Origin of the sequence: Mesorhizobium sp. KR2-14 (assembly GCF_040049255.1) — a bacterium.
Lineage (GTDB): Bacteria > Pseudomonadota > Alphaproteobacteria > Rhizobiales > Rhizobiaceae > Pseudaminobacter.
Genome location: NZ_JBDZDR010000001.1, coordinates 565255 through 590359 on the forward strand (window position 1 = coordinate 565255; position 25105 = coordinate 590359).

Annotated in this window: 20 protein-coding genes and 1 other RNA gene; 1 reads left to right on the top strand and 20 read right to left on the bottom strand. The window is 64.4% G+C overall.

What is annotated here, in order from left to right:
- Positions 1 to 40: 40 nt before the first annotated feature.
- The 20 genes from ftsA to ABLE86_RS02770 form a co-directional block, all read right to left on the bottom strand.
- Positions 41 to 1351: a cell division protein FtsA gene (gene ftsA, locus ABLE86_RS02675; protein ID WP_348777359.1), complete on the bottom strand. Its 1311-nt coding sequence runs from the start codon at positions 1349 to 1351 to the stop codon at positions 41 to 43.
- Entirely contained in the window at positions 1348 to 2280 is a 933-nt protein-coding gene (locus ABLE86_RS02680) for a cell division protein FtsQ/DivIB (protein ID WP_348777360.1), read from the bottom strand. Before ABLE86_RS02680 ends, ftsA begins: the two co-directional genes overlap by 4 nt.
- The gene (locus ABLE86_RS02685) at positions 2268 to 3194 is read right to left on the bottom strand and encodes a D-alanine--D-alanine ligase (RefSeq protein WP_348777361.1); all 927 of its coding nucleotides are present in this window, start codon (positions 3192 to 3194) and stop codon (positions 2268 to 2270) included. The genes ABLE86_RS02680 and ABLE86_RS02685 overlap by 13 nt, the downstream gene beginning before the upstream one ends.
- Positions 3195 to 3461: 267 nt before the next feature.
- The gene (gene murB, locus ABLE86_RS02690; RefSeq protein WP_348777362.1) at positions 3462 to 4427 is read right to left on the bottom strand and encodes a UDP-N-acetylmuramate dehydrogenase; all 966 of its coding nucleotides are present in this window, start codon (positions 4425 to 4427) and stop codon (positions 3462 to 3464) included.
- Positions 4424 to 5830, bottom strand: a complete 1407-nt coding sequence (murC, locus tag ABLE86_RS02695) for a UDP-N-acetylmuramate--L-alanine ligase (RefSeq protein WP_348777363.1) — start codon at positions 5828 to 5830, stop codon at positions 4424 to 4426. The genes murB and murC overlap by 4 nt, the downstream gene beginning before the upstream one ends.
- A complete protein-coding gene (murG, locus tag ABLE86_RS02700; protein WP_348777364.1) occupies positions 5827 to 6954 on the bottom strand; it encodes an undecaprenyldiphospho-muramoylpentapeptide beta-N-acetylglucosaminyltransferase in 1128 nt (375 codons plus the stop codon). The genes murC and murG overlap by 4 nt, the downstream gene beginning before the upstream one ends.
- 1 nt (position 6955) lies before the next feature.
- Entirely contained in the window at positions 6956 to 8110 is a 1155-nt protein-coding gene (gene ftsW, locus ABLE86_RS02705) for a putative lipid II flippase FtsW (RefSeq protein ID WP_348777365.1), read from the bottom strand.
- Complete coding sequence (gene murD / locus ABLE86_RS02710; RefSeq protein ID WP_348777366.1) at positions 8110 to 9510, bottom strand: UDP-N-acetylmuramoyl-L-alanine--D-glutamate ligase; 1401 nt, start codon at positions 9508 to 9510, stop codon at positions 8110 to 8112. The genes ftsW and murD overlap by 1 nt, the downstream gene beginning before the upstream one ends.
- A 2-nt stretch (positions 9511 to 9512) precedes the next feature.
- On the bottom strand, positions 9513 to 10595 hold the full coding sequence (gene mraY / locus ABLE86_RS02715; RefSeq protein WP_348777367.1) for a phospho-N-acetylmuramoyl-pentapeptide-transferase: 1083 nt from the start codon (positions 10593 to 10595) through the stop codon (positions 9513 to 9515).
- 23 nt (positions 10596 to 10618) lie between these two features.
- On the bottom strand, positions 10619 to 12052 hold the full coding sequence (locus ABLE86_RS02720; RefSeq protein ID WP_348777368.1) for a UDP-N-acetylmuramoylalanyl-D-glutamyl-2,6-diaminopimelate--D-alanyl-D-alanine ligase: 1434 nt from the start codon (positions 12050 to 12052) through the stop codon (positions 10619 to 10621).
- Positions 12049 to 13500 carry a UDP-N-acetylmuramoyl-L-alanyl-D-glutamate--2,6-diaminopimelate ligase gene (locus tag ABLE86_RS02725; protein ID WP_348777369.1) on the bottom strand — a complete coding sequence of 484 codons (1452 nt, stop codon included), beginning with the start codon at positions 13498 to 13500 and terminating at the stop codon, positions 12049 to 12051. The genes ABLE86_RS02720 and ABLE86_RS02725 overlap by 4 nt, the downstream gene beginning before the upstream one ends.
- A 48-nt stretch (positions 13501 to 13548) precedes the next feature.
- Positions 13549 to 15261: a penicillin-binding protein 2 gene (locus ABLE86_RS02730; RefSeq protein WP_348777370.1), complete on the bottom strand. Its 1713-nt coding sequence runs from the start codon at positions 15259 to 15261 to the stop codon at positions 13549 to 13551.
- Entirely contained in the window at positions 15258 to 15623 is a 366-nt protein-coding gene (locus ABLE86_RS02735) for a hypothetical protein (RefSeq protein ID WP_348777371.1), read from the bottom strand. The genes ABLE86_RS02730 and ABLE86_RS02735 overlap by 4 nt, the downstream gene beginning before the upstream one ends.
- A gap of 4 nt (positions 15624 to 15627) precedes the next feature.
- Positions 15628 to 16647, bottom strand: coding sequence for a 16S rRNA (cytosine(1402)-N(4))-methyltransferase RsmH (gene rsmH, locus ABLE86_RS02740; protein ID WP_348777372.1), 1020 nt, complete (start codon positions 16645 to 16647; stop codon positions 15628 to 15630).
- Positions 16644 to 17108: a division/cell wall cluster transcriptional repressor MraZ gene (gene mraZ / locus ABLE86_RS02745; protein WP_348777730.1), complete on the bottom strand. Its 465-nt coding sequence runs from the start codon at positions 17106 to 17108 to the stop codon at positions 16644 to 16646. The genes rsmH and mraZ overlap by 4 nt, the downstream gene beginning before the upstream one ends.
- Before the next feature lie 444 nt (positions 17109 to 17552).
- Positions 17553 to 17952, bottom strand: an RNA gene (rnpB, locus tag ABLE86_RS02750) — RNase P RNA component class A.
- An 88-nt stretch (positions 17953 to 18040) separates the two neighbouring features.
- The gene (locus tag ABLE86_RS02755; RefSeq protein ID WP_348777373.1) at positions 18041 to 18772 is read right to left on the bottom strand and encodes a lytic transglycosylase domain-containing protein; all 732 of its coding nucleotides are present in this window, start codon (positions 18770 to 18772) and stop codon (positions 18041 to 18043) included.
- A gap of 186 nt (positions 18773 to 18958) precedes the next feature.
- Entirely contained in the window at positions 18959 to 19723 is a 765-nt protein-coding gene (locus ABLE86_RS02760) for an N-acetylmuramoyl-L-alanine amidase (RefSeq protein WP_348777374.1), read from the bottom strand.
- Entirely contained in the window at positions 19720 to 20439 is a 720-nt protein-coding gene (locus ABLE86_RS02765; RefSeq protein WP_348777375.1) for a DnaJ family molecular chaperone, read from the bottom strand. Before ABLE86_RS02765 ends, ABLE86_RS02760 begins: the two co-directional genes overlap by 4 nt.
- 148 nt (positions 20440 to 20587) lie before the next feature.
- A complete protein-coding gene (locus ABLE86_RS02770) occupies positions 20588 to 20791 on the bottom strand; it encodes a hypothetical protein (protein ID WP_348777376.1) in 204 nt (67 codons plus the stop codon).
- A gap of 225 nt (positions 20792 to 21016) precedes the next feature.
- Here ABLE86_RS02770 and ABLE86_RS02775 point away from each other — a divergent pair, with 225 nt between their 5' ends.
- Complete coding sequence (locus ABLE86_RS02775) at positions 21017 to 24856, top strand: hydantoinase B/oxoprolinase family protein (RefSeq protein WP_348777377.1); 3840 nt, start codon at positions 21017 to 21019, stop codon at positions 24854 to 24856.
- Positions 24857 to 25105 lie beyond the last annotated feature (249 nt).

A 25105-nucleotide genomic window follows, 5' to 3' on the forward strand; every position in this document is an offset into this window, starting at 1 on the left:
GCGCCGCTGCGGCCGCCTATTGGGGTGTCCACGTCAAATTCTAGAAACTGTCTCGGAACCACTGACTTACGCGATGCAGTTTCCCGCCTGTCCCGGTCATGCGGAACCGGGAGATACTGTTGAACTGATTGATCTCGAAGCTTGCCACCTGCGGATAGATCAGCAGACCTACCGCCGCCGCGAACGCCGGGCCCTTCGCTGCCTCGGGCAGGCCGGCAACGCCGAGCGGGCGCCCGATGCGCACATTGCGTCCGAGAATGCGGCGCGCGGCCTCGGGCAGACCTGCGAGCTGGCTGGCGCCGCCAGTCAGCACCACGCGCTTGCCCACCGCGTTGCCATATCCGGACTTGTTGAGGCGATCGCGCAGGATCTCCAGCGTCTCTTCGATCCGCGCGCGGATGATGCGCGTCATCACCGAACGGGGAATCTGCAGCGGAACGTCGCCTTCGTCGGCGCCGATCGGCTGCACGGTGACGAGGTCGCGATCGTCGGACCCGCCAGGCAGTGCCGAGCCGTGCATGACCTTCAGCCGCTCGGCATCTTCCAGCCGGGTCGAAAGGCCCTTGGCCATGTCCAGCGTGACGTGATTGCCGCCGATCGGTATGGCGTCCGCGTGGACGAACTTGCCATCGGCAAAAACGGAAATCGTCGTGGTGCCGCCACCCATGTCGATGCAGGCGGCTCCCATCTCCAGCTCGTCGTCCACCAGCGCGGCCAGGCCGCTGGCATAGGGCGTCGCCACCATGCGCTCGACCGACAGGTGCGAGCGGTTGATGCACAGTTCGAGATTGCGCAGCGGCGCGGCATCGCCGGTCAGCACATGCATGTCGACGCCCAGCGTCTCGCCCACCATGCCGCTCGGATCACGCACGCCGCGCTCGGCATCCAGCGAAAAGGCGACCGGCAGCGCATGCACCACCTCGCGCTCAGCCCGCAATGCCTGCTTTGCTCCGGCGGCCAGAACACGCTTGATGTCGCCCGCCGACGCCTCATGGCCACCCAGATTGACGGTGGCCGAAAAGGTCTGGCTCTTCAGCCGGCCTGCGGTCAGGTTGACGATCAGCGAATCCACCGTCAGGCCCGCCATGCGCTCAGCCGCGTCGACCGCAAGCCGCACCGCATGCTCGGCACGGTCGAGATCCACGACCACGCCGGACTTCACACCCTGGGACTTCTGATGACCGATGCCGATCACCCGCGCCTGGTGCGTGCGCCCGCGCAGGATCTGGCTCTCGGCGGCAGGCTTGAGGCTGGCGACAATGCAGCAGACCTTGCTCGACCCGACATCGAGAACAGTAACGACACCGGAACGGCGCGACTGACTATCCTTTCGACCGCCCAGCAGGCTCATATTCTCTTCTCCGGCTTGCTGCCCTTGCGCTGCTTAAGCGCGGCATCCCTGCGCTCCGCCGCCTCCGGAGTGAGCTGGACGACCAGACGGTCGCTCAGCCGCATGTCGATGGCAGCGATATCGCGCGAAAGCAGCCCCATCTCGCGATCCATCCTGGCGAGATCCGCGAGCGCAGAATCCTCGCCATTCTCCGGCAGCTTGACGGTGACGCCGTTCTCCAGCCACAGATCCCAACGCCGCTCGGCGACGCGGATATAGCCCTTCACACGCGAAGCAAGCTCGGGAAAGCGGTTCACCTTGGCCAGGAACCCGGAGGCCCTTTCAGCAGCACCGACACCCACGACAAGCGGCAAAGAGACGTGACGGCCGCCGGCGAATGGCGCAATCACCTTGCCGTCCTGCTCCACCACCGAAAGCTCGTTCTCATGCTGCCAGACGGCGAAGGGCTTGCGCTCCTCGATCTTCACTTCCAGCGTATCGGGATAGACCTTTCGAACCGAGGCAAGCTCGACCCAAGGCAATTCGCCGACGCGCTCGCGCGCCTTGTCAGCGTCGAAGCCGATCAGCGCCGTCCAGCCATCGAGCCCCAGCTTTTCCAAAACGTCGATCTCGGACGTCTCGTGGTGGCCGACCACGCGCACCTCATCGACAGCAAACCCGCTGCGCGCCGTGACGGCCTGCACGAGGGCCGGCATATGCCCGCCCTCGTAAGCACCATAAAGGCCAGCAGAAGCCAGCAGGACAGCGGACGAGACGGTCGCAGCGAAGCGCGGCGCGGTGAAGTCGCCCTTGAACAGGCGCGCAAGCACGCGCACCGGCTTACGCAGCCAGCGCGGCAGCACGAAGCCGTCGGCCGAAAAGAACATGCCGAGCAGGCCACCCCCGGCCCTCCGCACCCTCTTCATCTGCCCTGACCTCAACGCGAACACGAAGCGTCCTCCACCATCCAGCTCAAAAGCTCACCAAAGGAATGTCCCGCATGAGCGGCAATTTCCGGCACCAAAGACGTCGGCGTCATGCCCGGCTGGGTATTCACTTCGAGCCAGATGAGCTCGCCATCTTCCGAATGGCGGTCATCGAAACGGAAGTCCGACCGGGAGACACCCCGACACCCAATTGCTTGATGAGCCTTGAGCGCCAGTGTCTGTATTTTTTGGTAAATATTCGGTGAAACTTTCGCCGGGCATTCGTGACGTGATCCGCCCGGCACATATTTTGAATCGTAGTCGTAGAAGGAGTGCCCCGTCGGGATGATCTCGCAGACGCCGAGGGCGACATCGCCCATCACGGCGCAGGTCAATTCACGCCCATAGATGTAGCGCTCGACGAGAACCCTATCGCCATAGCGCCACTCAGGCGAACCGACGACCTGAGGCGGATGCGACTGATCCTCTTTCACGATCACCACGCCGAAGCTCGAACCTTCATTGACCGGCTTCACGACATAGGGGGGCTTCATGGGGTGTGCATTGCCGATCGCAAAGCGATCCATCACCTTCGACTCGGCCACCGGCACACCGACCGACTTGACCACCTGCTTGGCCTTGTCCTTGCTCATCGCCAGCGCGGAGGCAAGAACGCCGGAATGCGTATAGGGAATGGCCAGATATTCGAGGATACCCTGGATGGTGCCATCCTCACCGAAAGGGCCGTGCAGAGCATTGAAGACAACGTCGGGCTTCAGCGCCGAAAGAACCGAGGAAACGTCGCGCCCGACATCGACGCGCGTGACGCGATAGCCCACGCCCTCGAGCGCATCGGCACAGGCATTACCAGAGGAAAGAGACACCGGCCGCTCGGACGAAAAACCACCCATCAAGACGGCCACATGCTTCGAAGTCATAATCCCGCAGCCCTCTCCGACCGGGTTTCCCAACTACGCATCACTGAAAAGAGTCCGAGTCTTCCGGCAGGCACCCCTCCAGACGGAAAACGCGACGCACGCGCCCAAACGACTCAAATCAGGAAACGCTTTTCTCCAAAGAATCAGAGAGTTGATTCCGTGGCAAGCCCTTAGGATTCAAGATGAATCAAATTTTTCATAAATTGATCAAATAGCGCTTCGAGCAGGCCATCGGCGGCCTGCTCACGGCTACCGAAACCGGCGCCGCTAGAGCAGCCGGCCGAGGAACTCCTGCACCTCGCGACCCTGGCGAAAATCGCCGATGCGCTTTATTTCCCAGTGCAGCCTTATGCCGGAATTCTCCAGCACGCGCGCGCGCACGGTTTCGCCCAGGTGCTCGAGGTCATAGCCCGAGGCGCTGCCGGTGTTGATCATGAAGTTGCAGTGCATCGGCGACATCTGCGCGCCACCGATCATCAGTCCGCGGCAACCGGCCCTGTCGATCTCCTTCCAGGCAGAACTGCCCTCCGGGTTCTTGAAGGTCGAGCCGCCGGTCTTCTCGCGGATGGGCTGAACGGTTTCCCGGTGATGCTGAACGGCATCCATCGCAGCGCGGATCTCGTCCTGCCCTTCCGGATAGCCCTCGAACGTGGCCGAGGTGAAGATGAAGTCTGCCGGCACCGAAGAATGGCGATACGAGTAGCCCATGTCGGCGTTCGACAGCACGTGAAGGTTGCCCTGCCGGTCCAGCGCGCGCACTTCCACCACGCGTTCCCGCGTCTCGGCGCCATTGGCGCCCGCATTCATGCGCAGCGCCCCGCCGATGCTGCCCGGAATGCCGTGATAGAAATGGAAGCCGCCAATGCCTGCCTCGAGGGCCACGGCCGCGACGCGCTTGTCTGGCGCGGCGGCGCCCGCCTTGAGGCGCGTGGGCGAGATGACCTCGACCTCGCCGAACCCCTTGGCCGATAGACGCACCACGAAACCGCGGATGCCGCCTTCCCTCACCAGCAGGTTGGAGCCGATGCCGACAATCGTGAGCGGAATTTCTTCAGGCACTGCCTTCAGGAAGGCCGCGAGATCCTCTTCGTCGGCCGGCTGGAAAAGCGCGTCGGCCGTGCCGCCGGCACGGAACCAGGTGATCTTTTCCATCTCGGCGTCTGAGGTGATCCGGCCGCGAAGTCCCGACAGCCGGTCTCCGAGTTCGGCAAGTAGCTTTTCGCCCCGCGTCATGCCCCTTCCCCACCCAACTCCCTGGGCAATGCATAAGCCCATTGCGTGATGTTGCCCGCTCCCAAGAATACAACGAAATCGCCGGACTTGGCCAGTTCACGCACCACGGGCGCAATTGCCTCCGGTCCCTCGATATAGCGCGCGTCGCGATGGCCGCCGGCCCGGATGCGCGAAGCAAGCGCCTGGGAGTTGACGCCATCGATCGGCTCTTCGCCTGCGGCATAGACCGGCGCGATCATGACGGTGTCGGCGTCGTTGAAGCAGGCCGAGAAGTCGTCGAACAGGTCGTTCAGCCGGGTGAAGCGGTGCGGTTGGGCAATTGCGATGACACGCCCCTGGCAGGCATCGCGCGCGGCCTTGAGCACCGCCTTGATTTCCACCGGATGGTGCCCGTAGTCGTCGAACACCTGCACGCCGTTCCAGCTTCCTGTCGGCGTAAAGCGCCGCTTGACGCCGCCGAAGGAGGAAAGCCCCTTCCGGATGTCGTCGGCCGACAGGCCGAGCTCGTGCGCGATCGCAACTGCCGCGGTGGCGTTCGAGACATTGTGACGGCCGGGCATCGGCAGGCGCAAATCGGCGATGACGGTATGCTCGCCGGTCTTGCGGTTGCGAATAACCACATCGAAAAGCGAGGCGGCTCCGTCCATGCGATGCCGGGTGAAGCGGAAGTCTGCCTGCGCGTTCTCGCCGTAGGTGATGACGCGACGGTCCTCGATGCGCGACACCAGGGCCTGCACCTCCGGGTGGTCCGTGCACATCACGCCGAAGCCATAGAACGGCACGTTCTCGACGAACTGGCGGAAGGCCGCGCGCACCTTGTCGAAGGAGCCGTAGTGGTCGAGGTGTTCCGGGTCGATATTGGTGACGACCGCGATATCCGCCGGCAGCTTCAGGAAGGTGCCGTCGCTCTCATCGGCCTCAACCACCATCCAGTCGCCCTTGCCTATGCGTGCATTGGTGCCATAGGCGTTGATGATGCCGCCATTGATCACCGTCGGGTCGAGGTCGCCGGCCTCCAGCAGCGCGGCAACCATCGAGGTGGTCGTGGTCTTGCCGTGGGTGCCGCCGATGGCGATTGCCTGGCTGAAGCGCATCACCTCTGCCAGCATCTCGGCGCGCCGCACGATCGGCAGCGGCTTTTCGCGCGCCGCAACCAGCTCCGGGTTGGTATTCTTGATCGCGGTCGACACGACCACCACTTCCGCATCGCCGAGGTTCTCGGCGCGGTGGCCCACGAAGCACTCGATGCCCTTTTCGCGCAGGCGCTGCACATTGGCGCTGTCGGCCTGATCCGAGCCCTGTACCTTGTAGCCAAGGTTGTGCAGCACCTCGGCAATGCCGCTCATGCCGATGCCGCCGATGCCGATGAAATGCACGAGGCCGATCGTCTGCCGCATCTTCATGGGCGCATCCCTTCCTTGATCCGTTCGATAGGTTTACGGGCCGCAATAGCCTCTGTGAGGTCGGCAAGCAACCGCACCGCATCCGGCTTGCCCGCCTCCTTCGCGGCCACCGCCATCCCATTCAGCCTGTCTGGATCGGCGATGAGATCCGCCAGCAGCCGCGACAGCGTGTCGACCGACAGCGTCGACTGCTGGTGCACCTCGGCCCCGCCCTTGGCTGCGAGGGTCGCGGCATTCGCTGCCTGGTCGTGGTCGAGCGCATATGGATAAGGCACCAAAAGCGCTGGCCGACCGATCACCGCGATTTCCGAAACGGTCGATGCGCCGGAACGGGCGATGACCAGATGCGCGGCTCCGATGCGTGCTGCCATGTCGGAGAAGAAGGGCGACACCTCGGCCCTTATGCCCAGTTCGGCGTAGGCCGCGGTCACCCGCTCCACATCCGGGCCTCGCGCCTGCTGCACGACGCTGAGGCGCCTGCGCAGCGCCTCAGGCAGCGCGGCGACCGCGGGCGGCACCGCGTCGGAGAAGAACTGCGCACCCTGGCTGCCGCCGAAAACGAGCAGGCGGAACGGTTCGCCCGGACCGGACGGGCCGTAGGGAGCGCCTGCTGCCTCCAGAACGGCCGGCCGCACCGGATTTCCGGTCGCGATGGTCTTGCCGGCGAAGGCGCCCGACCGATCGTCGAGGAACCCGCCGGCGATTGCCGTCACGCGCGTGGCCAGCGCCTTGTTGGCGCGGCCCATGACTGCGTTCTGTTCGTGCAGCAGTGTCGGCACCCGCCGGCGCGTGGCAGCAAAGACCGGCGGCAAGGTGGGATAGCCGCCGAAGCCAACCACCGCGGCAGGCTTGATGCGGCGAATGACATCGTTCGACTGGCGAAAACCACGCCAGATCGACAAGAACGCACCCAGCATCTTCACCGGATTGCGGGAGCCGATCGTGGCCGACGCGATGGAGTGGATTTGCTCGGCCGGGAAATCGCCGGCATAGCGCCCGGCGCGCTCGTCGGTGGCGAGATGCACCTCCCAGCCGCGCGAGATCAGCTCATGCGCCAGCGCCTCGGCCGGAAAGAGATGGCCGCCGGTGCCCCCGGCAGCGAGCAGGATCGTTTTCTCAGCCATGTCATTCCGCCGCCAGGGCATGCTCGGACACGCCGGGCAGGCCGAGTTGCTTGCGCCTTTCGGGCTTCTTGCGCGACAGGGCCAGCACCATGCCCATCGAAATCGCAATGGCGATCTGCGAGGAGCCGCCATAGGAGATGAAGGGCAGCGTCATGCCCTTGGCCGGCATGAGCTGCAGATTGACGCCCATGTTGATCACCGACTGCAGGCCGAACACAACCACCAGACCCGCAACGGCGTAGCGGGTGAAATCATCATGCTCCTTCAGCGCAATGGACAGTCCGCGCAGCACGATGAAGGCAAACAGCGACATGATGACGATGCACAGCACGATGCCGAACTCTTCGCCTGCCACCGCGAAGACGAAGTCTGCATGGCTGTCGGGGATGACGCGCTTGACCGTACCCTCGCCCGGCCCGACGCCGAACCAGCCGCCATTGATGACCGCGTCGCGCCCCATGTCGACCTGGAATGTATCGCCCTCGCCGGTCAGGAAGCGGTCGATACGGCCGGCAACGTGGGGGAATATGGTGTAGGCCGCTGCGAGACCGCCCGCGCCGAGAACCCCCAGCACGATGATCCACAGCCATGGCATTCCGGCCATGAAGAACATGACGCCCCATGTGCCCGCTGCCAGCATGGTCTGGCCGAGGTCGGGCTGGGCGACCAGAAGCGCTACGACAAGCACAAGCAGGATCATGGCAAACAGGTTGCCCGGAATGTCGGGCTGGCGGGCATGCTCGGCAAACAGCCAGGCGCATACGATGACGAAAGCCGGCTTGAGGAATTCCGAAGGCTGCACGGAGACGCCCGCAAACGACACCCAGCGCCGCGCGCCCTTAACCTCAACGCCGACATAGAGAACCGCCACCATGAGGACCAGCGAGATGCACAGCATGATCAGCGCCATGCGCCGCACCTCGCGGGCCTGCAGGAAGGAGACGGCTATCATCACGGCCAAAGCCGGAATGGTGAAAAAGATCTGGCGGGTCGCGAAATGGAAGCTGTCGAGCCCGATGCGCTCGGCCACCGCCGGGCTGGCGGCGAAGGAGAGCACGATGCCCAGCCCCATCAGCGACAGGAACGCGGCAAGGAACCAGCGGTCCACCGTTCGCCACCAAACGGCGACGGGGCTTCTGTCGAGGCGGCTAGACATTATCTCGTCCCTCCGATCAGCGTGATCCGGTCGATCGCGGCCACCGCCTCCTTGAAGGCGTCGCCACGCACTTCGAAATTCTTGAACTGGTCGAAACTTGCACAAGCCGGCGAAAGCAACACGACCACCTCGCCGGAATCGTCTCGCGCGGCATCATGCGCCGCATGTTCCACGGCGGCCGCCAGCGTGCCGGAAATCTCGTAGGGCACAGCCTCGCCCAGCGTCGCGGAAAACGCAGGCGCAGCCTCGCCGATCAGATAGGCCTTGGCGATGCGCGGGAAGAAGCCGCGCAATGGCTCGATGCCGCCCTCCTTCGGTAGTCCGCCCGCGATCCAGTAGATGCGCGGGAAGCTCGACAGCGCCGGCGCCGAAGCGTCGGCATTGGTGGCCTTGGAGTCGTTGACGAACAGCACATGATCCTTGCGGCCCACCTGCTCCATGCGGTGCGCGAGGCCGGGAAAACTCTCAAGGCCGGCCTGGATCTCACCCAGGTCGAGCCCGACCTTGAGACAGGCTGCGACGGCGGCAAGCGCGTTCTGCGCATTGTGCTGGCCGCGCAGCGAGCCGATGCCTTCCAGGAAGCCGATGCGGCTGTAGCGTCCGTGCACGGCCTCCATCAAGTCGGTGCCGTCGGCGAAATAGCCGTCGGTCAGCGGCAGCCGCTTCGAAATGCGGATGACATCCTTGCCGGCCTTTTCGAGCCGGTCTGCGATCTGGGCGCAGTAGACGTCGTCGACGCCCACAATGGCGGTTTCGCTGCCTGCGACGAGCCGCTCCTTGATCGACGCGTAGTGCTGCATGGTGCCGTGGCGATCGAGATGATCGGGCGTAAGGTTGAGCAGTACGCCGGCCGTGGGGTTGATCGAGGGCGCCAGGTCGATCTGGTATGAAGAGCATTCCACCACATAGTGCCGGCCGGGCTGCGGCGGTTCGAGCGTGAGCACGGCGCGGCCGATATTGCCGCCCATCTGGGCATCGCGGCCGGAAGAACTGATGATGTGCGCCGTCAACGCCGTGGTGGTCGACTTGCCGTTGGTGCCGGTGATTGCGATGAAGGGCGCATCCGGCGCGCGCGCGGTGCGCTCGCGCGCGAACAGTTCGACGTCGCCGATCACCTCCACACCTGCGGCTCGCGCCAGCTCCACCGTCCAGTGCGGCTTGGGGTGCGTCAGCGGCACGCCGGGCGAAAGGACAAAGGAGGAGAAGCAGCTCCAGTCGGCATGGCGCAGGTCGCCAGTGCTGATGCCATCGGCCTGGGCTTTCGACACGCTTTCCGGATTGTCGTCCCAGGCCAGTACCTCGGCCCCGCCCTCGATCAGTGCGCGCGCTGTCGCGATTCCGGAGCCGCCCAGCCCGAAAAGAGCGACGCGCCTGCCGTGGAAGGAACTCGCCGGGATCATGCTCACCTCAGCTTGAGGGTCGACAGGCCGACCAGCGCCAGGATGACGGCGATGATCCAGAAGCGGATCACCACCTGGCTCTCGGTCCAGCCGAGTTTTTCGAAGTGATGGTGGATCGGCGCCATCAGGAACACGCGCCGGCCGGTGAGCTTGAAGAAGCCTACCTGGATGATGACCGACAACGCCTCCATGACGAACAGGCCGCCGATGATCGCCAGCACGATCTCGTGCTTGGTGGCGACGGCGATCGCGCCGATCAGGCCGCCGAGCGCGAGCGACCCGGTGTCGCCCATGAAGATGGCGGCGGGCGGAGCGTTGAACCAGAGAAAGCCGAGGCCGGCGCCGATGACCGCGCCGAGGATGACGGCCAGTTCGCCGGTGCCCGGCACGAAGTGGATCTGCAGATATTCGGCGAACACAGCGTTACCCGAGAGATAGGCAATGACGCCGAAGGACGCCGCGGCGATCATGATCGGCACTATGGCAAGCCCGTCCAGACCGTCGGTCAGGTTGACCGCGTTGCCCGCGCCCACGATGACGAAGCAGGCGAAGGGAATGAAGAACCAGCCGAGATTGATCAGCAGGTCCTTGATGAAGGGGAAGGTGAGCGAGGAGGAAAACGGCTCCTGCCCGGCGTGCATGATCGCCCACGCCGCGATGGCAGCGATGAGGAACTCGATCGCCAGCCGCGCCTTGCCGGAAAAGCCGAGATGCGACTGCTTCGTCACCTTGAGATAATCGTCATAGAAGCCGATGGCGCCGAAGCCGAGCGTGACCAGAAGCACCACCCAGACATAAACGCTCTTCACGTTGGCCCACAGCAACGACGAACCGACGATGCCGCAGAGGATCATCAATCCGCCCATGGTCGGCGTACCGGCCTTCTTGAAATGGGTCTGCGGCCCGTCGGCGCGGATCGGCTGGCCCTTGCCCTGCCGCAGACGCAGCGAGTCGATGATGGTCGGGCCAAAGATGAACACGATCAGCGCGGCCGTGATCAGCGCGCCGCCGGTACGGAAGGTGATGTAGCGAAATACGTTGAAGACCGAGATGTGGTCCGAGAATTCGACGAGCAGTGTGAGCATCTAGCGGTTGTCCAGGACCATCTTCAGTTTTGCATCGTGTTTCCGGCTGCATCCGGAAAGCGTTCCAAGAGCGCATCGACCAGCTTCGAAAAGCCGATGCTCTTCGACGACTTGACCATGACGACGTCGCCCGGTCGGATCGCCTGCATCAGCACGGGCTTGAGCTCGTCGCCGGTTGCGCGGTGTTCGGCATGGAAGTCGCTCGGCAGGATTTCGGCCAGCGCCTTCATCTCGGGCCCGGCCAGGAAGACCAGGTCGGTGCTCGTCTCGGTGATCAGTTCCGCCAGCGCCGTGTGCAGCCTGGCCGAATGCTCGCCGAGCTCCAGCATGTCGCCCAGCACGGCGATGCGCCGCGAACCGGGCGCTACCGGCGTCGCCTCCAGCAAAGCCATTGCGGCCTGCATGGAAGCGGGATTGGCGTTGTAGCTTTCGTCGATCAGGATGAAGGTTCCCTCCGGATGACGTAGCGTGTGGCGCCGCCCGCGGCCGCGTTCAGGAACCAGATCGGCCAGCGCGAGCGCCGCGCGGGTCACGTCGGCACCGACCAGCTGCGCGGCTCCAAGCACCGCAAGCGCGTTCTGGACGATGTGCCGGCCGGGGGCCCCGATCTTGGCGGCCACTTCCTGGCCGCCCACATTCGCCGTCAGGATCGAGTGGCTGGCATGCAGCACGAAATTGGTGAGCCGGACCTTCGCATTGGCGTTCTCGCCGTAGCCCCACACGTTTTCCACGCCTGCCTCGCGGGCCAGCTGATCGAGAAGCTTGAAGCGCGGATCGTCCCGATTGACGAGTGCGGCGCCACCTGGCTCGACGCCCTCGAAAATCTCGGCCTTGGCTCTGGCAATGTCGTCGAGGCTGCTGAAATGGCCGAGATGCGCCGGAGCAATCGACGTGACGATGGCCACATGCGGACGCACCATCTTCACCAGCGGGCGGATCTCGTTCTCATGGTTCATGCCGATCTCGAAGACGGCATAGTCGCAATCGGCCGGCATGCGGGCGAGCGTCAGCGGCACGCCCCAGTGATTGTTGAAGGACATCGGCGAGGCGTGCACCTTGCCGACGGCCGAAAGGCCGCAACGCAGCGCCTCCTTGGTGCTGGTCTTGCCGACCGAGCCCGTGACGGCAACGACGCGGGCATCGCTGCGGGCGCGGGCGGCCATGCCCAGCTTTTCCAGTGCCTCAAGAACATCGGGCACAACGATCATCGGCGAGGTCAGGCGGCCGAGTGCCGGAAGCTTGGCTTCGGCCACCACCAGCAATCCCGCGCCGGCCTTCATGGCCGCGGTCGCGAAGTCGTGGCCATCCATCGCCTCGCCCTTGATGGCGAAGAAGGCATCGCCGGGCAGCAACGTGCGGGTGTCGATAGAAATCCCGCTCACGCCCGCGGGCAACGGGCCCAAGGGCCGGCCTTCCATGGCGGAAACAAGCGCCTCGGATGTCCATAGAAGGTTCATGCCGAACGCTCCTCGATGGCGCGCCGCACCTCCTCATGGTCCGAGAACGGAAACGTCTCGCTGCCCACCGTCTGCCCCTCCTCGTGACCCTTGCCGGCCACGATCAGCGTGTCGCCCGCATGCAGCATGGCAATGGCCTCGCGGATCGCTTGCCGGCGATCGCCGATCTCGATGGCGCCGGGGGCGGCTGCCATGACGGCGGCGCGGATCTCGGCAGGCACTTCCGAACGCGGATTGTCGTCGGTGACGATGGCCACATCGGCAAGCCTGGTGGCAATCTCGCCCATGATCGGGCGCTTGCCGCGGTCGCGGTCACCGCCGCAGCCGAACACCACCACGACGCGGCCGGTGGTGAACGGCCGCACCGAGGCCAGGACGTTCTCCAGCGCATCGGGCTTGTGGGCGTAGTCGACATAGACCGGCGCGCCCTCCGCCGTGGTGCCTACCAGTTCCAACCGCCCGGGCGCACCCTTCAGCTTCTCGAGCGCGGCCAGCGCCTTCGCGGCCGGCGTGCCCGTGGAGATTGCGAGGCCGGCAGCAACCAGGGCGTTGAAAATCTGGAAATCGCCGGCGAGCGGCAGGTCGATCTCGTAGATGACGCCGTCTACCTCGATTTCCGCGCGCTGGCGGAAGCGCTCATGCTCGACACGCTTCAGCTGCAGGAAATCGCCATGGCGGCCGACGGTCAGCACTTTGAGCCCCGCGGCACGGGCGGCCTCGATCGTCGGCGACGACCATGGATCATCGGCGAAGATCACGGCCGGCGCGCCCTTGGGCAACAGCTCGTTGAACAGGCGCAGCTTGGCGCGGTGATACTCCTCGACCGTCGGATGATAGTCCATATGGTCGCGGCCGAGATTGGTGAATGCGCCGGCAGAGAGCCGCACGCCGTCGAGCCGCCGCTGGTCGAGGCCGTGGCTGGAAGCCTCCATGGCGGCGTGTGTAACACCGGCTTCCGCCAGTTCCGCCAGCAGGCGATGCAATTCGACCGGGTCCGGCGTCGTCAGCGAGCCGTATTCGTTGCGGCCCGGCGCAATGACGCCGGTGGTGCCGATGCTCGCGGACGCGAAACCGACCTGCTCCCAGACCTGCCGGGTGAAGGCGGCCACCGAAGTCTTGCCGCTGGTGCCGGTCACCGCCACCATTGTTTCGGGCTGGCGGCCGGCAAGTTCCGCTGCAATCATGGCCAACGCATGCCGGGGGTCTTCAACCGTGATGACGGGTATGGAGAGCGACCCAGTCGACGCCTCCTTTCCGGCCACGATCCCCACCGCGCCACGCGCTGCAGCATCGGCGGCATAGGCAGCGCCATCGGCCTTCGTGCCTGGAACCGCGACGAACAGATCGCCCGGCCTGATGCGCCGCGAATCAGAAGAAATCCCGCCGATCTCCAGATCGTCGGGAAGGGCATTGACGGGCAGGAACGCGGCGAGATTTTTCAGTTTCATCGACTTCCGTCACAAACAAATGGCGCGCCAGCCGGCGCGCCCCTAGAATCAATCGTACGAGACCAGCGTTGCCTGAGTTTCATGGCTGAAATCTGGCTTCACGCCAAGAAATGATGCAGACCGCCGTATGATGTTGGCAACAACGGGGGCCGCGTTGAGGCCTGCTGTCGCAGACATTCCCGGCTTCTCCGGCTTCGGTTCGTCGACGATGCTCAGCACTACATATTGCGGATCATCCATCGGGAAAGCCGCGAGGAAAGCGTTGAAACGGACATTCGGCGCATAGCGGCCGTTGACCACCTTTTCGGCCGTGCCTGTCTTGCCGCCGACGCGGTATCCGGGCACCTCCGCCCTCCTGCCGGAGCCCTTTTCGGCGTTGAGGCGATAGAGGTAACGCATATCCTCGCTGGTCCTTGCGTTGACGACCTGCCGTGACGCGGCCATCGCCTCTTCTTCCGTGCGCGGCAGGAAGGTCGGATTCATCAGGCGGCCGCCGTTCATCAGGGCCGCGGTACCGACTGCTGTCTGCAGCGGCGTCGTCGACATGCCGTGGCCGAAGGAAATCGTGATGGAGTGAACTTTCTTCCAGACCTTCGGCTCGGTCGGCCGCGCCACTTCCGGCAACTCGGTCTGCAGCCGGTCAAGCAGGCCGATGCGCTTCAGGAAATCGCGATGCCCCTCGATGCCGACCACGTCGGCCTCGCGTGCCGAACCGATGTTCGACGAATAGATGAAAACTTCCGGCACCGTCAGCACCCGGCCTTTTCCGTGGAAGTCACGGATGGTCTGGCGCCCGATGGTGATTGGTTTCGTCGCGTCGAATGTGCTGTTGAGGTTGACCTTGCCGGAATCGAGCGCCATCGCCGTGGTGAAGGTCTTGATGGTCGACCCCATTTCGTAGACGCCCGCCGACATGCGGTTCAGCCTGTCCTTGTCGAGGGCATTGTGCGGATTGTTGGGGTCGAAATCCGGCACCGATGCCATCGCCAGAACTTCGCCCGTCTTGACGTTGAGCACCACGGCGCCGGCGGCGATTGCGTTATACTTCTCCATCGCCCGGGCGATCTCGTCGCGCACGATGTGCTGCACGCGGAGGTCGATCGACAGGCGCACCGGCTTCAGGTCCTTGGCCACCGCCAGTCCGGAAGCCTGGAGATCGGCAAGACCCTGGTCGTCGATGTACTTCTCCATCCCGGCGATGCCCTGGTTATCGATATTGGTCAGGCCGAGGATGTGCGAGGCGGTGGGGCCGCCGGGATAGAAACGACGCTTTTCGGTGCGGAAGCCGATGCCCGGCAATCCGAGTTGCATGATGTCGTGCTGCTGTTTGGGCGTGAGTTGGCGCTTGAGCCAGACGAAGCCCGTGCCGCTCTTGAGCTTCTTGTAGGTCTGCTCGACATCGATGTCCGGCAAGACGGTGGACAGCTTTTCGATCACCTCGTCCGCATCGACGACGCGGCGCGGCTCGGCAAACAGGGAAGCAGTCTTGATGTCGGTGGCCAGGACTTCGCCGTTGCGGTCGACGATGTCGGGGCGCGAGGCCGTAACGCGAGATGCCGGGCCGCCGCCCTCGTCCGGCTCCAGCATGCCCAGATAAACCAGTCGGCCGGCGATCGTGGCATAGATGCCGAAGAACACGGCCATGGTCATGACGACACGGTTCTTGGTCCGGCCGCCCGTCGCCTTGCGGGCGCCGTCGACGACGATGGATGCGGTGGAACCCTGGCCCCTCGAAAGACGCTTGCGCCAGAGCCTCATCATCGCACTGCCCCCGTCACCACCTTGTCGGTGCCGCTTTGGGCCATGGCGCCGACTGGATCGGTGGAGAAATCCTCCACGGGGCGCATCGGAATCTCGTTCAGCTCGACGACCTGCCGCGCCTCGACGGGTTCGAGCTGAAGCTCGGACTGGTAGGTTTCGGCCAGTTTCTGCAGCCGCGATGGCTGGGTCAGAAGGCTCCAGTCGGCCTTCAAGAGGTCGATGGAGTCTTCCTCGAACCTGATCTGCTGCTCGATCTTGCGCACAGCGGCAAGCTGTTCCTCGGCCTCGTGCTTGACCTTGTAGGTAAAGGCGGCCGCCGAAACCATTGCGGCGATGAGAAGGATGTCGGTTGTACGAAACATGCCCCTACCTTTCTTCCCCGGCCGAGCGGACTTCAGGAAGCTTCGGCAGGCCGAAGATCGAAAAATCCGCCGCGCGCGCCGGCGCCTCGGTCCGAACCGCAGCCCGAAGCTTGGCCGAGCGTGCGCGCGGATTGCCCGCGATCTCGTCCTCGGTCGGCCCCACCGCGCCGCCAGCCTTCGCGAACGTCGCCGATTTCGTGTGCGTTTCAGGCAGATAGCGTGAACCCGCCACCGTGCCGGACCTGTCGGCGATGAAACGTTTGACGATGCGATCTTCGAGCGAATGGAAGGTGACCACCACCAGCCGGCCCCCGGGCTTGAGCGCCCGCTCGGCCGCGAACAGCGCACGCGCCAGTTCGCCGAGTTCGTCATTGACGAAGATGCGCAGCGCCTGGAACACGCGGGTCGCGGGGTGGATCTTGTCCTTCGGGTTGCGACCGACGAGATCGGCTATCGACTCGGCCAGGTCTCGCGTGCGCTCAAACGGGCGCTCGGCGCGGCGCTTCTCGATCATGCGGGCGATGCGGCCGGCATGGCGCTCCTCGCCCAGAAAACCGAAGATGCGGGCGAGATCGCCCGACTTGAAGCGATTGACGACATCGGCCGCGCTCAATCCCGCTTGCGCCATGCGCATGTCCAGCGGCCCGTCGGCGCGAAAGGAAAAGCCGCGATCGGCCTGGTCAAGCTGCATGGAAGACACGCCGATGTCGAGCACCACGCCGTCGACTTGTGCCGCATGCTGATCCAGGCTGGAAAACGGCGCCTGCACGAGCCGCAGGCGGCCGGCGGATTTCTCCTCCAGTTCGCGGCCGGCCGCAATCGCGTCGGGATCGCGGTCGATGGCGATCACGTTCGCGCCCGCTGCCAGTATGGCGCGGGTGTAGCCGCCGGCGCCGAAGGTGCCGTCGACGATGGTCTCGCCCAGCTCCGGCGCCAGTGCCGCCAGTACTTCGTTCAGAAGAACCGGAATGTGGCGGGCCGGTCCGCCAACGGCATGATCGTCTTCGCCGCTGCCCGCCATCACTCCGTTTCTCCTGCTGCTTTGGTAACTGTCCCCTGCCGAAGCTTCAAAAGCCGCGCGCGCACTTCCGAACCATGAGCCCGGAGCCGTTCGGGCTCCCACATCTGGAAGAAGCTGCCACGCCCGACAAACGCCACCTCCAAGGAGATGCCGGTGTGCTCGCGCATGAAATCCGTAACTGTGATGCGACCGTCCTGATCCAGCTTCAGGAACATCCCGTCGCCATGGCAGAAAAATGACATGTCGTCTGCCGTGCGATGGAAAGGATCCTCCTGCGCGATCCGCTGTTCGTAGCGATCGAGCAGGTCGAGCCCGCCCACGTCCAGCGCGGGCGTCTCCAGCGCCCGCAGCGCATAGAGCTCGCTGTAGCCTCGCTTCTGGACCACGGAACGAAAATGTGCGGGAACGGAGACGCGCCCCTTGGCGTCGATCCTGTTCACCGCATTGGACAGAAACCGGTCCATCGTTCGCGTCAGCCGCCTCCGTCGCGTTGTCTCTCGCCAGGCCTGCCGCGTCGACGCAAGGCCGGTCGCCTGCCCCAAAACCCTTGCCCTTGCCTGCAACGAAGGCGCCTCGCGCAGCCAAACAGACCGCCCGCTTGCGGAACGCTTTATCCGGGACCGAAACAAGATCTTGATTGTCCGAGTGGGATAACATGGGCCAATATGGGCGTCAACGGGAACGGGCTACACGACGCCAGCCTCGCCCGTTGTTCGGACGGAACTGGCGGCATCGCCGTTTTTATCCTCCATTAAGACTAACGAACCGTTTAGAAGCGGCTGCCGGCCTTGCTGGCGGATACCCGCTGCCACGAGCCAACGCAGCCACGGGCCCGGGACTTGAACCCGAACCGTCCTCCACTGCCGCAAGCATACGGGCAGTGGATGCTCTCAATATGGAAGTGGAAAAATGCCAGCCGGCCTATAAGCCGGGTTCTGTATGGCCCCCGCGCCTTGCGGCACGGAAGCGTGGCGACCATTCGTCTTGGGCGCATGTCGCCATACGCCTCACGCAACCTACCCGGATGACCAGGCCGGAAACAGCCCTGAGGGTCGCCCCTCTGTCATCCCTATTCGGTCTTGCTCCCGGTGGGGTTTACCGTGCCGCTCCTGTTGCCAGTCGCGCGGTGGGCTCTTACCCCACCCTTTCACCCTTACCGCAGACGGGTCCGCGGCGGTTTGCTTTCTGTGGCACTATCCCTGGGGTCGCCCCCGCCGGTCGTTATCCGGCACCGTGTTTCCATGGAGCCCGGACTTTCCTCACCTTCAGCCTTTCGGCTCTCGAAGGTGCGGCCGCCCGGCCAGCTGGCAGTGCGTATAAAGGCATTCGCGCGGCAAAACGCAAACGAAAAAGCCTGCCAGCGGCCAGGTTAGGCGCATTTGTCCCCCGCGCTGCATCAGTTCATCGCAAGATGCTGCTTGACCTTGCTGCAGTAGGCGGCCGAGACCGGGTTCATGCGCTTGGCGCCGTGGCCGGCATTGTACTTCAGGATCGTGCCGCAGGTGCTGCCGCCACCGAGCGAATGCGCCTTGGCCAGATACTTCATGCCGTACTTGATGTTGGTCTCGGGGTTGAACAGCCCCTGGGCACCACCGCTGTAGCCCATCATGCGGGCAGTGGCGGGCTTGATCTGCATGAGACCGATCTCGCCAGCGCCGCCGCGTGCGTTGGCGCGGTAGTTGCTTTCCACCTTGATAACGGCATGCGCGAGTGCAGTCGGAACGCCATATTCCGCAGCATAGCGGTTGACGATGCTGCTGTACTGCGCCTTGGCAGCCTGCGGCGTCTTGGCGGCGGCGTTGGCGGCCACCGACATGGTCTGAACCTTCTTGCCACCGCGCTTGTTCAGAACCACCTTGGTCCTTTTCGCGTTACGGGCGACTTTCTTGGAGCGCTTGGTTGCCTTGCGCGGCGCCTTCACCGCATGGGATGCCTGCAGATCGAGCGTGCTGCTGAAGCCCCGCACGCCCGGAAGGCCGATCGCGTCATCAGTGTCCTTAACTGCAACAGAAGCAACGGAGAGCTTCTCCGTCGATTTCGGGCTCTTGGGAGCCAGAGGCTGGGCGTTTGCGGCAAAGCTGGTGAACGCGGCAGCAAGCGCCGCCGCCATCGCGGTCATTTTTTTCATGTGTACCTTGTCTATTCTTGGCCGCACGAACAGTGCTCGCGCAGCAACCCTTACTCAACAGGGGCCATCTTCTGGAGAGATTGCCCGTGACACGGCGAAGGATTTGCCAAGCGAATGGGCGGCAATGAAGGCCGCCGAAATCACAAAAGTTAACAGAGTGTAACTTGACGGGCCGGGAAGGCGCGGCTAACGCGAATCGAACGGCGACGAGGCGAGCAGCCGCCTCAACGTCTCCACAGTCGAGGGGTCGGCGATGCCGTCGACCTTGCGGGGGCGGAAGTGGCGCTGGAAGGCGGCAACAACGATTTCCGTTGCCCTGTCGAAAATTCCCGATTTTTCAATGCCGTAGCCGTAAAGGGAAAGCATCGACTGAATTTCTTCGACCTCGGCGCCTGCATCGCCAGGTTGCAGAGCCTGCCCTTTTCGCCTGCGGGCAGGCTCCACGAAGCGGCCAATTCCGGCGCGCGCCAGTTGCCGCCAGGGAAACTTTTCGCCCGGGTCAACCTTGCGACCGGGTGACACATCAGAATGTGCTAAAATTCGTTCTGGCAGGATGCCGTAGCGGTCGATTATGTCCCGGCAGAGCGCAATTACGGCCTGAATTTGGCAATTTGGGAAGGGCCGATAGCCAAGATCGTGCCCCGGATTGACGATTTCGATGCCGATGGACCAGGAATTCACGTCGACATTTCCATGCCAGAAGCTCTTGCCGGCGTGCCAGGCGCGGTCGCTTTCGCGCACCATCTGCACGATACGGCCGTCCTCGTGCACAATATAATGAGACGATACCTCGCTGGCGGGGTTGCACAGCCAGGCTTCGGCCTCCTCGCCGGTCGGCATGCCGGTGTAGTGCAGGATGATCATGTCCGGCCGATCGGTGCCACGACGCGCCGTGAAGTTCGGCGAAACGCGAACTTTTGCACCGGCATGATCTGGCGGAAATCCGCTCATGCCACCCGCGCTGCCTTCTCGATCGACGCATAGGCGGCGTTGATCGCTGCCAGACGGGTGGTCGCGATGCGGATGAATTCCTCCGGCAGCCCGCGGGCGATCATCCGGTCGGGATGGCTATTGGCCACCAGCCGCCGATAGTGGGCGCGCACTTCCGCGAAGGGGCGGTCGCGCGCTATGCCGAGCACCCGGTAAGGATCGGCATAGCCGAGATCCAGATGCCGCGCCAGGATCGTCTGATAGTGCTCTTCCTCTATCCTGAAAATCTCGGAAACGCGCTTCAGGAACTCGCACTCCCGCTCATGCAACAAGCCGTCTGCCTTGGCGATGTGGAACAGGCCATCGAGGATGTCTTCCAGCATCGCGCAGTTCTTGTGCCCGCTGCCGCACAGCTTGGCCATCCGCTCCGCGTATATTTCGAAGCCGGCGACGTCCTGCTTGGCGATGTCGTAGAGCCGCGCCACGTTGCGGGCTTCTTCCGGCGGGACCGAGAATATTTCCCGAAACGCCCTTATCTCGTCCTGCGTCACCACGCCGTCGGCCTTCGCCATCTTGGCCGAAAGCGCAATCATAGCGACGGAAAAGGCTACGCGACGCCGGAGCTCCGCGTCTCCTTCGAAGACCGTGCGCAGGCCTTCCACCAGGTCGGCAACGCCGGCCCTGGCGGAACTGGAAATACGGATGACGAAGTCGCCTATGCGGTCCCAAATCGACATGGGTGCTTCATAGGACGAAACCTGTCGCGACGCGAGGGACAATCTAAAGAAGCCGTGGGGCAAAGCCCGGGCAAGAGGCCGGGCAAAACCCGGCCTCTTGGGCCCGAAGCAGCCTACTCGTGGTTACGCGTACTCTACACGGCAAATCTTACTGGGCAGGCGCGGCCGGCTTCTGCTCCGTGGTACCGCCGGGCGGTGGTGCAGGCGTCGTCGGCGCCGCTGCGGGAGGGGTGGTCTGCTGGGTTGCCGGCGGCTTGGTGCTCTGGGTCGTGGTCTTGTCCGAACTCTCGCTGCAGGCGGCAATACCGAACAATGCAACCGCTCCTACGGATGCAAGGATGAGTTTCTTCATTTACAAATCTCCTTCGCGGGCAAAGCCCGGTCTGCCGGGCTGTCCTGGCTAGAATGAGAAAGCTCCCATGCGGGTTGCGTCACTTACGCTGACGCAAGGAAACATTTTGTCAGAACCGGCCTGCGCTGCGGGCTCAGGAGCGCCGCGTCCCGTGCTGCGGCATTGAAGTTGCCGTGACATCGCTGCAATAAGCTGCTCGTGAGCAAACGTCTGTCGAGGAAGATCATGAACGCGGCCAAATGGGATTTCTGGATCGATCGCGGCGGCACCTTCACCGACATCATCGGCCGCGATCCCGAGGGCGGGCTGCATCCGCGCAAGCTTCTCTCCGAAAACCCCGAGGCCTATCGCGATGCCGCGATCCAGGGCATCCGCGACCTGCTCGGAGTCAAGGCCGGCCAGCCGATCCCCTCAGAGCGCATCGGCGACATCAAGATGGGCACCACCGTTGCCACCAACGCGCTTTTGGAGCGTAAGGGCGACCGGGTGCTGCTGCTCATCACCAAGGGTTTTCGCGATGCCCTGCGCATCGCCTACCAGGCGCGGCCGGACATTTTTGCCAAGGAGATCATCCTTCCCGAGCAGCTCTACGAACGTGTCATCGAAGTTGGGGAGCGCGTGCGCGCCGACGGCTGCGTGGAAAAGCTGCTCGACATCGCCTCTGTGCAAGCTGAAATCGAACAGGCGATGCGGGATGGCATCGACGCCGTCGCGATCGTCTTCATGCACGCCTGGAAGTTCCCCGAGCACGAACAGGCCGTAGCCAGGCTTTGCCGCCATCTCGGCTTTGGCCAGGTCTCGGTCAGCCACGAGGTCTCCCCGCTGGTCAAGCTGGTCGGGCGCGGCGACACCACCGTCGTGGACGCCTATCTGTCGCCGATCTTGTCACGCTATGTGAGCCAGGTGGCTGGCGAGCTGGAGATCTCCCCCCTTGAGGGGGAGACGGCGCCGCAGGCGACAGAGGGGGGCGGTCCTGCCCACCGCGACCCTAAGCAAACGACGCCGAGCACCGCGGCGATGACCCCACCCGGCGACTTCGTCGCCACCCTCCCCTCAAGGGGGAGGGAAACTCCACGCCTGATGTTCATGATGTCGTCGGGCGGCCTCACCGCCGCCGACATGTTCCAGGGCAAGGATGCGCTTCTGTCCGGCCCGGCCGGCGGCGTGGTCGGCATGGTCGAGACGGCCAGGCTTGCCGGCTTCGACAAGGTGATCGGCTTCGACATGGGCGGCACCTCCACCGACGTTGCCCATTATGACGGCGAATATGAGCGCGCCTTTGATACCGAAGTGGCGGGCGTTCGCGTGCGCGCGCCGATGATGCGCATCCATACCGTCGCCGCCGGCGGCGGTTCCATCCTGCACTTCGAGGCCGGCCGCTTCCGCGCCGGGCCGGATTCGGCCGGCGCCAATCCCGGCCCCGCCTGCTATCGCCGCGGCGGGCCGCTGGCCGTCACCGACGCCAACGTCATGCTGGGCAAGCTGCAGCCCGACTTCTTCCCGGCGATTTTTGGTCCACACCAGGACCAGCCGCTCGACACTGAGATTGTGCGTAAGAAATTCGAAGCGCTGGCCGCCGAGATCGGCGATGGCCGCAGCCCGGAGGCGGTGGCCGAAGGTTTTGTCACCATCGCCGTGGAGAACATGGCCAACGCCATCAAGAAGATCTCCGTCCAGCGTGGCTATGACGTCACCGAATATCTGCTGAACTGCTTCGGCGGCGCGGGCGGGCAGCACGCCTGCCTGGTGGCCGATGCGCTCGGCATGGAGGCGGTGCTGATCCATCCCTTCTCCGGCCTGCTCTCGGCCTATGGCATCGGGCTCTCGTCAGTCTTCGCCTCGCGCCAGCAGGCGCTCTTGAAGCCTCTGGCCGAAGCTTCGCTCGACGCGGTCAACGAGATGATCGCGGCGCTGCGCAAGGACGTGCTCGCCGAACTCGCCAGCCAGGGCATCGCCGAAGCCCACGTCGCCTCGCGCCCGGTTCTGCAGGTGCGCTATGACGGCACCGACACCGCCCTGCCCGTCAACTTCGAAGCCGGCTCGGTGACGCAGGCGATTGCCGACTTCGAAGCCGCGCACAAGGCCCAGTTCGGCTTCATCTACGACAACAAGCCGATGATCGTCGAAGCCGTCGGCGTCGAGGGCACCGACACCAGCGGGCGCGGCCGCGACGAGCGCGACCGGCCCGTTGTCGAAGCCACGCCGCAGCCCGGCGAAACGCGCAGGATCTATGGCGAAGGCGCCTGGCACGACGCCGGCGTTTTCCGCCGCGAGGCGCTTTCGCCCGGCAACAAGATCGACGGGCCGGCGCTGATCATCGAGAGCCACCAGACCATCGTGGTCGAGCCGGGCTGGCGGGCCGAGATCACGGCCAAGGACCACGTGCTGATGCGCCGCACGCAGAAGAAGCGCCGCAAGGCGGCCCTAGGCACCGAGGCCGATCCGGTCATGCTCGAGGTGTTCAACAACCTGTTCATGTCGATCGCCGAGCAGATGGGCGTGACGCTGCAGAACACCGCCTACTCAGTCAACATCAAGGAGCGGCTGGACTTCTCCTGCGCCGTCTTCGACCGCACCGGCGCGCTCGTCGCCAACGCTCCGCACATGCCGGTGCACCTGGGCTCCATGGACCGCTCGGTGGAGACGATTATCCGCCTCAACGAAGGCGACATCCATCCGGGCGACGTCTTTGCGCTGAACGCTCCTTATAATGGCGGCACGCACCTGCCCGACATCACCGTGGTGACGCCGGTGTTCGACGGTGAGGAGCGATCGGCCGAAGGCCGATCAATCGACAACGATTTGTCGATTGAAGCGACGAACGCCCGGAGCCATAGCGGAGGGCAGGCAAGACAAATCCTCTTCTGGGTCGCCTCGCGCGGTCACCACGCCGATGTCGGCGGCACGGCACCCGGCTCGATGACGCCGCTGGCCACCACGGTCGATGAGGAAGGCGTGCTGTTCGACAACTTCCGCATCGTCGAACGCGGCCGCTTCCGCGAGGCGGAGCTGCTGCGGCTCCTGACCGACCACCCCTACCCGGCCCGCAACCCGCACCAGAACATCGCCGACCTCAAGGCGCAGATCGCCGCCAACGAAAAGGGCGTAGCCGAGCTGCGCAAGATGGTGGCGCATTTCGGGCTCGACGTGGTCAACGCCTATATGGGCCATGTGCAGGACAACGCCGCCGAAAGCGTGCGCCGTGTGCTGGAGCGCCTGCCCGACACCGCCGAGTACGAATACCCGACCGACACCGGCCAGGTCATCAAGGTGAAGATCACCGTCGACCGCGACAAGCGCGAGGCGACGGTGGACTTCACCGGCACGTCGCCGGTGATGAAGAACAATTTCAATGCCCCCGAGCCCGTGGCGCGTGCGGCAGTGCTCTACGCCTTCCGCGTCATGGTCGAGGACCAGATCCCGATGAATGCCGGCTGCCTGCGGCCGATCAACATCATCATTCCGGAGGGCTGCATGCTGCGGCCGAGCTATCCGGCCGCCGTGGTGGCCGGCAATGTCGAAACCTCGCAGCATGTCACCAACGCCCTGTTCGGCGCCATGGGCGCGCTGGCCAACGCGCAAGGCACGATGAACAACCTCACTTACGGCAACAAGCAGTACCAGTATTACGAAACGATCTGCTCCGGCTCGCCGGCTGGCCAGATGAACAGCGGCCGCGGCTTCAACGGCACGTCGGGCGTGCACACGCATATGACGAACTCGCGCCTGACCGACCCGGAAATCCTCGAACTGCGCTTCCCCGTCCTGCTGGAGGATTTCCATATCCGCGATGGCTCGGGCGGCAAGGGCAAATGGCACGCCGGCGACGGCACGCGCCGCACCATCCGCTTCCTGGAGAAGATGGAATGCGCGATCCTGTCGTCGCACCGCTCGCATCCGCCGCGCGGGCTGGAAGGCGGCGGCGACGGCCAGGTCGGCTCGACCCAGGTGCGCCGCAACGACGGCACCATTGAGACGCTCAAGGCCTGCGACCAGACGGTGCTGGAACCCGGCGAGGCGGTGATCGTGACCACGCCGACGGCGGGAGGGTTTGGAGGGGCGTGAGGGCCTTTCCCTCCCCCTTTCTGCACCGCTGCGGCAGTTTTGGCCGACCGGCATGGGTCCCCGGAACCTCCGCACTTCGCTGTCGCTCGTGCTTCGGCCCGAGGATGACGAAGTGGGACGGCCGGCGCGAACGCGCCGCATTGAGGGTTTGCCGGGTACCTTGGTCTCGACTCGTTTAAGGTTGCTGGAGAAGGCGTTGAGGGTTTGCCGGAGCCTTTCAACCCCGTCGTCCTCGGGCCGGAGCACGAG